This is a genomic window from Lactiplantibacillus sp. DA1 (assembly GCF_032681335.1).
Classification (GTDB): domain Bacteria; phylum Bacillota; class Bacilli; order Lactobacillales; family Lactobacillaceae; genus Lactiplantibacillus.
In genome coordinates, this window is sequence record NZ_JAWHTQ010000007.1 from 66210 (window position 1) to 78443 (window position 12234).

The following is a 12234-nucleotide window of genomic DNA, read 5'->3' on the forward strand; positions in this document are numbered from 1 at the left end:
TTAATTGTAAGAGGTGCCCGTAAAGTATCGTTAGTCCCAACAGCTGGTTACTTAATTGCCCGAATCAGCAACAAGCTGAGTCATTCGACTGTTAACTAGTCCAAAATAGCCACCACAGAAATCGAATTTCTGCGGTGGCTATTTGCCATCCTGCTGGAATTAATTTAATGATTAATGATATAAGTCAAAGCGCCCTTTACTGAAGACGGTTCCTAAATGGGCACTTTCCAAAAGCGAACGGTCAGTAATAATTTTCTTCAAGGCCGATGCAGCGTAACCGTGGACCGGTTTATTACTACTAAAGATTTCACCAATGCCGTCACGATCACTCAATGAAGCAACGGTTCCACTAGATTCATAGTGGAACGGTGCGGTTGATTGATTATGACGTAACGCGCCAATATTCTTAGCAGCCTGTTCGCCCGCCGCCAAGGCAATTTGCGCCGTAGTCGGGTATGGCCGATTACTTTCTGGATCCATCACTGCTGCCACGTCACCAACAATAAATACTTCGGGATGATCTTCTAGTGACAAATCGGGTTTAACCACGACTCGGTTACGGCGTTGATCAAAGCCTGAATCAGCAATCACGTGTGAACCACTGACACCAACCGTCCAAATAATGGTATTGGCTGTAAATTCATGCTCATTCTTATCAGCATCACTGTAGACGACCGCCCCTGGCTTAATGGCTTCAATAACGGCTCCCAACCGCATTTCAACGTTATTTTTTTCCATAAACTTCAAGGCATAGTCGCGTAATTCCTGTGTAAACATTGGTAAAATTGATGGCATCCGTTCCAAACAAACTAGTTTGGCAGCGGGGGTTTGATACTTCGCTTGCAGTTTCGGTAATGTCTGCGTCAATTCACCTAATAATTCAATTCCAGTGAACCCAGCACCACAGACCGCAATCTTCAAATCATTTTTGTCCTTACTGGTACGGTAAGCTTTAAAACGTTCTTCCAGATGTTCATAAACGGCCTGTGAAGTGGCCAAATCGTCCATTGGCAACGCATTTTCATCGGCACCAGCTACCCCAAATGTTTCTGACTGGAAGCCTAATGCTAATACTAAGTAGTCATAGGTCATTTCAGGATGATCTTCAAAAGTTACTTGCTTATGTTCGACGTCCACGTTTTTGACCGTTGCTTGCACGAACTGAACCCGCTTACCGATAATATCTGGAATCTGATAAGTAATCCGATCAGGAGCAATCGTCCCCGCTGCGACCTCGTGTAAATTGGTCTTTTCCGTATGAGTTGGTGTCTGATCAACAAGGATGATTTCGTCCTCAGTCGGTAGACTCTTCTGTAAAAATTTGACGGCCCGCATCCCTGCATAACCCCCACCTAACACCAAAGTTGTTGCCATGATTTATTAACCCCTTTCATTATCGCTGTCGACTAATGCGACTTGCTAAGGCAATTGCCTCCACATACATTAATCCAGTTATAACTTGATAACTACATGGTACACTCTTCACGTCTAAAATTCAGCTAAAACGCCACGCTATTTTAATTGTTCACAATTCATCTAGTTTAGTGAATAAACTTACTCAATATACTTAGTCACATTAGCAGTTACTAGTGACAAACTTTCAAACAAGACTTGTTGTTGCCCAGCCGTTAATTGTTCACCGACTAAGTCAGCACACCATTGTTCATAAGCATGTAATTCTGGATACAGCGCTTGACCAGCATTAGTGGGATACAAACAACGCACTTTTTTATTCTTTGGGTGAGTTTGCTTAGACACATAGCCCTTTTTAATTAAATTCTGAACGGCCCGATAGTTAGTGGTTCGATCCATCTTCATTTGATCAGCTAGTTGACTGAAAAACAACCCGGGTTGCTCGCAAATCCGAATTAAATAAATAAACTGATTATTATTGAGACCGTATTTTGCAAAACGCTGATTGCCCTCATTCATGACAATTCGCGACAAAGTTCCCATCAATCTTAATGTTGGTATCATAAAAGCTCCTTTTTATTATTGCATATGCAATTATTCAGTGATAAACTTAACGGCATGCTAAGGAGGCACTACCATGTGGTCAATCAAAACATTCTCAGAATTAACAACAACTGAATTATACGATATTTATGAATTACGAGTCAAAACGTTTGTCGTTGAACAACAACGTATCTATCAAGAAGTCGACGCTATCGATTTGGCAGCTTATCATGTCTTTAAAACCGTCAATCACAAAATTGTTGCATACGCACGAATATTCAAAGAGGCCGATCACCTTTCTTTTGGTCGGGTAGTGGTTGACCAAAAACAACGTGGTCAGCATCTAGGAACCGATCTAATGAATCACATCGAGCAAGTCGTTCAAGACCACTATTCCAACTTGCCAATTCAAATTGAAGCCCAAGTGCCAGTACAAGGTTTTTACCAGCATTTTGGCTTCACTTCGAACGGCGCACCGTTCCTATTCAACCATACACCCCACATCAAGATGACCAAACCAGCACTACAAATCCAGTAGTGTGCGCAAAATTGATGTTATTAGTTAGCTAGCTTGCACAATGGGATTTCACCGATTATTAAGCTTATAGTAACTAAAACGCGTGACCCAGATTACCATCATCTGGACCACGCGTTTTTAGACGCCTAATTATTCAGCTTTGGATAGTCGCTCAACGTCGCGTACAATCATCAACTCTTCGTTAGTTGGGACGACCATGACCGTTACCGGTTCGTCATCCTTACTAATAATTTGTTCCTTGCCGTGCATATGATTCTTTTCATCGTCAACGGTTACACCAAAGTAACCCAATGCGTTAGTAACACGTTCCCGAATCATCCATGAGTTTTCACCCACACCTGCTGTGAAGACAAGGGCATCGATACCGTTCATCTCGGCAATATAACTACCAACGTACTTCACAACCCGATTAACAAAGATATCAATGGCGAGTTTCGAGCGTTCACGCGTATCTTGCGTTTTATCAAGATCACGCATGTCAGGTGATAGCCCGGAAATACCCAGCAAACCGGACTTGTGATTCAAAATATCCACGAAGTCCTCGACATCAGAAATTCCTAAGTGGCGCATTAAAAATGGAATAATTGACGCGTCAATGTCGCCTGAACGTGTGCTCATTGTAATCCCAGCCAGTGGTGTGAACCCCATTGACGTATCAACCGCTTTACCATGATCAAAGGCAGTGATTGAAGCTCCTGATCCTAAGTGCAGCGTCACTAATTTAAGTGAGTCAAGCGGTTTGCCTAATAATTGGGCCGTTCGGTTGGCAACGTAACGGTGACTTGTGCCATGTGCCCCATACTTCCGCGCGCCAAACTTCTCATAATAATCGTAAGGAATACTATATAGGTAATTAACTTTAGGCATCTCCGCATACAGCGAAGTGTCGAACACGGCTACTTGAGTCGCTTTTGGTAATAAATCACGGAATACTTCAATATAATAAGCCTGCGTTGGATTATGTAGCGGCGCATACTCAGATAAATCTTTGATTTTTTTCAAAGTTTGTGGCGTAATAATGACGGAATCTTTAAAATCTTCGCCACCCGCAACGACCCGATGGCCAACCCCGGTGATTTCACTAAGGTGGGTCACAATGTTATCGCTCTTCAACCGTGTTAGAACCATCGCGGCGGCTTCTTTTGCGTCAATTTTGTCCTTTGTTTCAGAATACTTACTACCGTCCGCTTTCTTAATTGTAAAAACGGAATCTGACAATCCCAGCCGATCAACCATTCCCGATGCGATTACCGTTTCTTCGGGAACACTGAAAAGCTTCCATTTTAAAGTTGAACTGCCAGCATTAATTGCTAATATTTTTGCCATGACTATTTTTCCTCCATCCATCATCAAGTGTGCCTAATGTCAGTTTAACTAATCGTGGATACGCTTTCAAGGATTTATTCACAAACTTTCAATTTTCATAACATTGCAAACTTAATTATTAGCATATCATTTCTTTCATAAGCGTGAATTGTCCTATAATATGGGTAATAGAAAGCGAGGCGATCATGATGAAAAAAGCATTTACTTGGTCCCTAAGTAACGGGTTTGCCACTCTCCTCCTAATCGTGGGGACTGTCCTTGCCATCGTCACCCTCAGTATTAGCTTCGGTTCACCAATTAGTGTTGATGCAATGGTCACGGCTGCGGCCCTCTGGCTTGCTGGTGTCGTCTTCTTACATCCAGCCCCTGTTAAGATCTTGATTCCAGTAATCTTATTAGCCAGTCTCAGCCTTGGTTATGCCACCTACTTCAGCACGGCTGGTTCATGGTTACTAGCAGTCCTCGCAGCCATCATCACCGCCAGTATCGTCAGTTATGGTTTCAGTCTCCGTAAGACGATTCGCCAACATCACAGTCACTGGTACGATTAGCTGCCCAGTCTGATAGACTTTCTTCTAAACCAAAATCATTAATCTAAGCATCGCAACAGGCATCAACGTCTTTGTCGCGATGCTTTTTTCGTTGAACTTTCAATTCAAGGATGAATTAGTGTTAAGTTGTGTTAACTTTCAAAGTCAAAAACAACCAGCTGAGATTCGCTGAAAGAAATGCGGATTAGTGTAAACATGCTTAATTGGTTTGTCCTATGCCGACCTCCAGGCATTTCCGCTAATTGCTGGGTACTTTAACACAGTTTTAAGCCGAAACCCACGTCTCAAATACTGGTTTTCCACTAACTAAACCAATAACGCTCGCTAAGTGGAATTTCACCGCTGAGCACTGGCAGAAACGCCTTCCAATTGGGATAATATTCGAATGGCTGACGGTGATCAACTTTTGCACGATTTAACCACCATTCATGTCCACACAACAGAGTCAAACCCAGCTTTACCAATCAACAGAAGACAAAGCCGAACAGATGTTTTATAATAGGAAACGACTAAATTCAGAAGGGATGCTCCGATGGCAACTAAGATTGGGATTCGACAACTGGTAGAATTCGTCTTGCGACAAGGCGACTTAAATGAAGTAAAAAATAGTCAGAACACCGCGTTAAATGGTGCCAATATTCACCGGCAACTCCAGAGTAGTCGTGGCGAAGACTATGATAGCGAAGTTTACCTAAAAAAAGTCGTCACGATGAATGCCACCGATTATATTATTGCTGGTCGGGCAGATGGTATTCAATTAAACGATGACGGCGCTTTGATCGAAGAAATCAAAACTTCTGATCAAGCCTTTGAAGACTTAAGCACCAATACACAGACTCTTTACTGGGGCCAAATTAAAGTCTACGGTTACCTCTTACTACAAGAGCACCCTGACCTCGATCAAGTTACTTTACAGCTGACTTATTTTCAAGTTATCAATAAAAAAATCACTAAAACTCAGCAAGTTCTTCACCGCGCCGAACTAGACGCCTTCTTTCAGGACTTAATTACAGAATATGAATATTGGCTAACACTACGGGCTGATTTGCGACGGCAACGAAACGCTTCTATTGAAGACTTGCCATTTCCGTTTCCAGCTTTTCGACCGGGCCAACATGAATTGGCTGGCGCTGTTTATAAGACCATTCGATTACAAAAACGCCTCTTTGTCGAAGCACCAACTGGGACGGGGAAAACAATTTCAACGCTATTTCCGGCCATCAAAGCAATGGGCGAAGACGTGATTGAGCGCCTCTTTTACCTGACCGCTAAGCAAAGTACGCGCCACGTTGCTGAAGAAGCGGTCACGCTAATGAGTCATGACGGACTCAAACTGAAAAGCATTACGCTAACTGCCAAGGATCAGATTCGGTTTCCTGAGGAACAAGATGTACTTCCAGAAGATAATCCTTATATGATTGGCTACTACGACCGACTTAAACCAGCACTCAAGGATCTGTTGACCCATGAAGACCAAATTACTCGTCCCATTATTGAACAGTATGCTCGCAAACATACTGTCGATCCGTTTGAATTTTCCCTTGATACATCGCTTTTCTGTGATGTGATTATTTGCGATTACAACTATCTTTTTGACCCATTAGTCTATTTACAACGGTTCTTTAGCGAAAGTGATGACGACAACTTCTTTCTTGTCGATGAAGTCCACAACCTTGTTAGTCGCTCCCGTGATATGTATTCTGCGGTCGTTAGTGACCAGCCAATCAGTGCGTTGCTAAAATTGGCCAAGCCCGATAAAAGTCAGCCGAGTGACGACTTACAACGCGAACTCAAGAAAGTCCGGCGTAGTTTTACGCGCATCAGTAAAACCTTGATTGATGACCAAGTGACGGAACAGGTGCTACCTGATCCCCCGGACAAATTATTACGCACCCTCAGAACATTTAATGAATTTGTGACCGACTGGTTGGCGCAACAAAAGCCGGGGCCACTGCTTGACGCCGTCCGTGACTATTTCTTCGCCTGTCTGACCTTTGTTAAAATTGGCGACCTATATGATGGCAGCTACCAGACTCGCTTCGTCCTTGACGGTCATCACTTGACGATCAAGGAACTCTGCCTTGATCCAAGTGACTTTCTTAACCGTTCCCTAGAACTGGGTAGTGGCGCCGTCCTTTTCTCTGCAACGCTGACCCCCATGGCATATTACCAGCGGGTGCTCGGTGGTGAAGCCAATAGTTTGGCCTACCAACTGCCATCGCCATTCCCACCAAAACATCAGGCCATCCTCGTTACTCAGTACGTTCAAACGACGTATCATGAGCGGGAACATAACGTTCCACGAATTATTGCTAGTTTACACGCCATGTTGACAGCTAAATGCGGCAACTACCTCGTGTTCTTCCCATCGTATGGCTACCTTTTGCAGATTAAAACAGCCTTTGAAGCCGCCTATCCTGATGTGGCAACTACCGCCCAAGCTTCGACGATGGATGCAACAGCCCGCGAAACATTCTTAAATCAATTTCAGTCAGCCCCAGCGCAAACTTTACTCGGCTTCTGCGTGCTTGGTGGCATCTTCTCTGAAGGTATTGATTTACGTGGCGATCGTTTAATCGGAGTTGCCATCGTTAGCGTTGGTTTGCCAGGGATCAATCCCGAAACTAACTTGATTCGGGACTACTACGACCATCAAAATGGCCTGGGATTTGCCTATGCTTATCAGCTACCAGGTATGAACAACGTCCTACAGGCAGCCGGTCGCCTAATTCGTAGCACCAAGGACACCGGAATCGTGCTGTTATTAGACCAACGTTTTGCCAGCCGGCGCTACACCGAGTTATTCCCAGCACACTGGCAATACTATCAGACGATCCAATCAGTGCCGCAGCTCGAAGCGACCATTACCAACTTTTGGCACCAAACGGAGGTGACTCATTAATGAAGACTAAATTAACTAAGCAACTTGAAAGTACGCTCTACCAATACTGTCTGGAACAGGGAGCCTACGTGGTTGAAGAAGTTGCGATGCCCGCTGATAAGGGGATTGTTGATACGTTAAGCTACCAACAACTCCCTGATGGCCAGATTGAATGGCGTTGCTATGAATTAAAAGTCACTAAAGCTGACTTTCATTCTAAAGCCAAGCTTTCCTTTATCGGTCATTACAATTACTTTGTCTTGCCACAACAACTTTATCAAGAAGTCCAAGCTGAAATCCCAGATCACGTAGGCGTATTGATTTACCGTGCCTTCGATCAACAGGCACTGGAACTCGCCCCTCGGCCGTTACGAACACCGGGCTTCTTGACAGTCGCTAAGAAAGCGCAGCGGCAGGATTTACAAGTCGAACAGGCGCCCCTGATCAGTCACTTCATCGCCTCGTTATTTCGCGAAGTTGATAAAGCCAAACGCGTCAAAAAAGGATTACAACTTTATTCTGATGACCAACTCTTCAAAGAATTACGCAAGCGGAGTCGGACTGGCTATGATGTCTATAATCCAGAACAAAACTTATATGATCGCTTTATTGATGATATCCAAAGTGACGCTATAACAGCCTTGCAAACAGAACTGGATGCTCGTAACGCAGAATATCAAGCGCTCAAACTAAAATACCAGGCATTAACAGCGCCAGATTTGCGTGACCAATTATGAGTACCTACTACCCTTACTTACGTGGCCGGATGTATGATCTATTAGCCTTAAAAACCTTGTGTGAACAAAATCAATTAGGACCCAACATCATCCCAGTTATTGAACCAGTCCGTGATTCTAAGGAATTACAACAGACCGTTCAGGCTTTCATTGAGGCACAACAACCGTTTAGCATCATTGCCAATCCCCAAGTAAGCGTCTACGGACTCAATACCGTTAAACTCCATCCACTGCCAGACCTGCGCCCCTATCCGTTTTACCATCCGGGAGCGATTCTTGCAGCTGATTTTAGTCACGATTTTCTGACGACTGGTCTTGGTCAGACGAGCTTGCTAGTAGCACCTAACTATCCGTTGCTTAAAACTTACCAACACACTAACACTTTGCGTCAGACCGGGCATATTCTGATTCCTGATGAGGCGCGACTACACGAACTATTACCAACCCGTGCTATCTTATTGACCGATCCCGTGCCAACACCAGCGCACGTTGCGAATTACCAGGAATTAGTCGACGCCTACTTTGCACCTGCCAACTGGCACCAATCACCAGTTGGCTTTGATGGCTTCGGTGACTATTCATTAATGGGCCGCCCGTATTTTGAGCACGGAATGCCGTCACGGGCAATTGCGTTACATCTTATTTATGTTACGGTTAATGGTAACCTCCGCATCCATCATTTCGTCTCAGATAGTAATGACAATATGCGCGGTCAAAAAAAGAAATTTTTCGAAGCACTCACGAAGCTAACAGCTTGGGCGCCCACCCACTTAACAGGACTAAATCGCACCCCAGCTTTGACCGCCCTACTAGCCTATGCTGAAGGCACTAAGTTTCCAGGATTAGGGACAATTAAAAAACTAGCAATCATGCACCACTTTCAATTAATGCACCGACTACTGACACTGAATTAGAGGAGAATACGATGGCAAAACAAGAATCGGCTTGGAAACAAATGATCCATTTCTATCGTCATGATTATGAAGAACAACATGCGCCGATGTTATACGGTGACGTCTGGTTAAAGACCAAATCACATCAACGGCTACTGCTAGGGCTAAGCACGCAATGCCAGCAAAACTTAGTCCTAGTTAGTCAAATTAGCTTGCCAACTAGTGGCGAGCATCTCATGGCTGGGGACACTCTGGTAACTCTCACAGACGACCATGGTGTGCACACACTGCCAACACCCTTTAGTGGTACCGTTCAGAAGATCAATGCTGATTTACAAGCCACCCCACCACTGATCGTTACTAACAAGCAAACCGATAATTGGTTAGTCCAATTAAAGGCTGACTAGTTTTAAGTTACCAAAAGTAAGTCGTCTAGCGAATAAACAAACGCTTACATTACCATTAAATCGACTTATAAATTGACCAAACTCAGCTTAGCGATTAAAGCAATGGCCGCTAATCCTAATTATAATGGGCTTTTATTTGTAATGAGTACATTTAGTTAAGTTGACCAACAGACTCGTTCTTTGTCTTCAAATATTGTTAATTAGCGGATTCAAAAATTAGTACCTGGCGCGTTATATTACAAAAGATTACAAAACACCCCATTTATTACAATAATCGGTGTAATTCGTAAAACTCCTGCTATTTTCCTGTTACAATCACCAGTTATACTAGGTACCATTGAGCGCTTGGAAGATTCACGGGGCCAAGCCAAATTCGGACTAAAAAATAGGAGTGTACATTATAAATGAAGATTAAGAATGCTTTATTATCAACTGCTGCCGCTACTGCTAGTCTCTTTGCCATTGGTGCGACTGCCCAAGCTGCTACGGTAACTGTTAAATCTGGCGATACGGTTTCTGCTATCGCTGCTGAAAACAATACAACGATTGCTGCAATCCAACAAGCTAACCATTTAAAGGACGTTAACTTAATTTTAGTTGGTCAACAACTTGAAGTTAATGGTGATAGCACCACGACCACTTCAACGCAAACGACGCAACAAACGACCACGACGCAAGCTTCAACCCAAACTAGCCAAGCCCAATCAAACCAAACTAGTCAGACGCAATCAAGTCAAGCCCAGACCAGTGCACCTGTTGCTAAGACTACGACGCAAACGACTAGTTCAACATCAAACTACAGTAACAGCGGTTCTGATAGTGCTGCCAAGGCTTGGATTGCTGGTAAAGAATCTGGCGGTTCATACTCCGCTCGTAATGGTCAATACATCGGTAAATACCAATTAAGTGCTTCATACTTAAACGGTGATTACTCCGCCGCCAACCAAGAACGGGTTGCAAACAGTTACGTTTCTTCACGTTACGGTTCATGGAGCAATGCTAAAAGTCACTGGTTGGCTAACGGCTGGTACTAAAAAGCTACTTTAAATTAATAATTAACTGGATAAAATTCCAAAACGCGTAGATTACTCAAAACAACTTGAGTAATCTACGCGTTTTGCTTTTCCAAGGTTACTGGCGCTACCTACGTGCCACAGGTCAATTCTTCCGTACTCGTTTTTGCCATCAAGCACCACTTGAGTTCAAAACTACTATATAATGACATCATTGTTAACATGGATTAGCGGTCAATCCTAACCCACAACTTAATAAACCCATTATTCCGATACACAACTGGCCGTCTCCATCTAATACTAGTGAACGTTACTCAACAAGTAGGTACCGTTAAGCATCGTCTGAATAGCCCAATCATAATCGAGATACTTCAGAAAACGACGTTAATTGCCAGACCGGCCGTCTAATGATGCGCCTGCTCCATTCAACAGCCCACTACGGAAGAGTAATTACTTACTGCTCAACAACAAACACTCAACAGCAACTAGGATTAGTTCAGTTCTTATCACTTAAAACCACGATGCCGCAATAATCATCGCAGACTATTTTGGATACAAACCTACTATAATAGTAATTAATTAACAGCCCCTTTCATAAATCGGCCAGGTCATCAGTCTAATTCAACAAATGGTCAACTTAATCGAAAAAGCCAATTAATTAGTAAAAATTGCTGTTCAATCGTTACTTTAACTGAATCTAAGGATGAATCAATAAATATAAATCCACTACTTAGATCTTTAAAATTGTCGACAATCACGTTTACTTTTCATAAATCAATCTGAATTCACTAATTTTCTAGAACAAAGCCAACTGTTTTCATCATTAGTTTCTCGATTTAATCATTGGCGCTATTGATGTTCTAACTAGTTAATCAGTATTGATAGCGCTATTTTACATGAAATTCAGCTCAAATATTACAATTCATTACAAAAACGGCCTTATATTACAAGCACCCCCTAAAAACGTAATGTTCTGATTATTGCACTGCAACACTCACTAGTTATACTAGTCACTGTTGATTGGTTGAGACATCAACTGCTTGACCAATAGTAAATCACATGTAAATAATCGAACACACGCAAATTATAGGAGAGTGTATTAATTATTATGAAGATCAAAAACCTTGTATTATCATCAACTGCTGCATTAGCTTTATTCGCTATCTCAACAACGGTTGCCAACGCTGATACTTATACTGTTAAGGCCGGCGATACTGTTTCAGCAATTGCCAAAGCACACAATACTTCCGTATCAACTATCGAAAAGGCAAACAAGTTAGCTAATGTTAACTTAATCTTCGTTGGTGATAAGCTTGAAGTCAACGGTACTACTGCCACGACCACGACTTCTGCTGCTACAAGTGCTGCACCACAATCAGCAACTAGTCAAGCTACTGCTTCAACTGCAACGAGCGCCAGTGCTACTAGTGCTTCTTCACAATCAGTAGCTAGCCAAGCTTCTAGTTCTGCTGCTAGTCAAGCTACTTCAAGTGTTGCGACGAGTGCCGCTTCTTCAGCAAGCTCAACGCAATCAGCTGCTAGCCAAGCTTCTAGTTCTGCTGCAACGACTAGCCAAGCTTCATCAAACACAACTAGCTCAGCTGCATCATCAACTAGTTCAACAACTTCAAGCTACAATGGTAGCAACATGCAGAGCTATGTTTTAAGCCAAATGGAATCACGGACTGGCGTTTCAGCTTCACAATGGAATACAATCATTACGCGTGAATCAAACTGGAACTCATCTGTTAAGAACAGTACTTCTGGTGCCTATGGTTTATTCCAAAACATGCACATTAGCAGTGGCTCTGTTCAAGACCAAGTTAACGCTGCCGTTAACTTATACAATGCACAAGGCATGTCTGCTTGGGCTTTATAAAATATAACTGATTATTTGTAAACAGCGTAACGACATTAATTGCCGTTACGCTG

At 43.0% G+C, this 12234-nt stretch carries 11 protein-coding genes; 8 read left to right on the forward strand and 3 right to left on the reverse strand.

The window, feature by feature from the left end; all coding sequences use genetic code 11:
* Positions 1–171: 171 nt before the first annotated feature.
* Positions 172–1374, reverse strand: a complete 1203-nt coding sequence (locus RXV91_RS11780) for an NAD(P)/FAD-dependent oxidoreductase (RefSeq protein ID WP_316440005.1) — start codon at positions 1372–1374, stop codon at positions 172–174.
* A 180-nt stretch (positions 1375–1554) separates the two neighbouring features.
* Positions 1555–1977, reverse strand: a complete 423-nt coding sequence (locus tag RXV91_RS11785) for a MarR family winged helix-turn-helix transcriptional regulator (protein ID WP_316440006.1) — start codon at positions 1975–1977, stop codon at positions 1555–1557.
* Between the two features lie 73 nt (positions 1978–2050).
* On the opposite strand from RXV91_RS11785, the gene RXV91_RS11790 reads away from it, so the two are divergent.
* Positions 2051–2494, forward strand: a complete 444-nt coding sequence (locus RXV91_RS11790; protein WP_316440007.1) for a GNAT family N-acetyltransferase — start codon at positions 2051–2053, stop codon at positions 2492–2494.
* 129 nt (positions 2495–2623) lie between these two features.
* Here RXV91_RS11790 and RXV91_RS11795 read toward each other — a convergent pair whose 3' ends face one another.
* Entirely contained in the window at positions 2624–3820 is a 1197-nt protein-coding gene (locus RXV91_RS11795) for an acetate kinase (protein WP_316440008.1), read from the reverse strand.
* 185 nt (positions 3821–4005) lie between these two features.
* Between RXV91_RS11795 and RXV91_RS11800 the strand changes: the two genes are divergently transcribed.
* The 7 genes from RXV91_RS11800 (at position 4006) to RXV91_RS11830 (ending at position 12181) form a co-directional block, all read left to right on the forward strand.
* The gene (locus RXV91_RS11800; protein ID WP_316440009.1) at positions 4006–4371 is read left to right on the forward strand and encodes a hypothetical protein; all 366 of its coding nucleotides are present in this window, start codon (positions 4006–4008) and stop codon (positions 4369–4371) included.
* A gap of 532 nt (positions 4372–4903) precedes the next feature.
* On the forward strand, positions 4904–7273 hold the full coding sequence (locus RXV91_RS11805) for an ATP-dependent DNA helicase (RefSeq protein WP_316440010.1): 2370 nt from the start codon (positions 4904–4906) through the stop codon (positions 7271–7273).
* A complete protein-coding gene (locus tag RXV91_RS11810; protein ID WP_316440011.1) occupies positions 7273–7989 on the forward strand; it encodes a hypothetical protein in 717 nt (238 codons plus the stop codon). Before RXV91_RS11805 ends, RXV91_RS11810 begins: the two co-directional genes overlap by 1 nt.
* Entirely contained in the window at positions 7986–8903 is a 918-nt protein-coding gene (locus RXV91_RS11815; RefSeq protein ID WP_316440012.1) for a sce7725 family protein, read from the forward strand. Before RXV91_RS11810 ends, RXV91_RS11815 begins: the two co-directional genes overlap by 4 nt.
* 11 nt (positions 8904–8914) lie before the next feature.
* A complete protein-coding gene (locus RXV91_RS11820) occupies positions 8915–9289 on the forward strand; it encodes a glycine cleavage system protein H (protein WP_316440013.1) in 375 nt (124 codons plus the stop codon).
* Between the two features lie 404 nt (positions 9290–9693).
* Entirely contained in the window at positions 9694–10323 is a 630-nt protein-coding gene (locus tag RXV91_RS11825; RefSeq protein ID WP_316440014.1) for a LysM domain-containing protein, read from the forward strand.
* Between the two features lie 1087 nt (positions 10324–11410).
* A complete protein-coding gene (locus RXV91_RS11830; RefSeq protein ID WP_316440015.1) occupies positions 11411–12181 on the forward strand; it encodes a LysM peptidoglycan-binding domain-containing protein in 771 nt (256 codons plus the stop codon).
* Positions 12182–12234 lie beyond the last annotated feature (53 nt).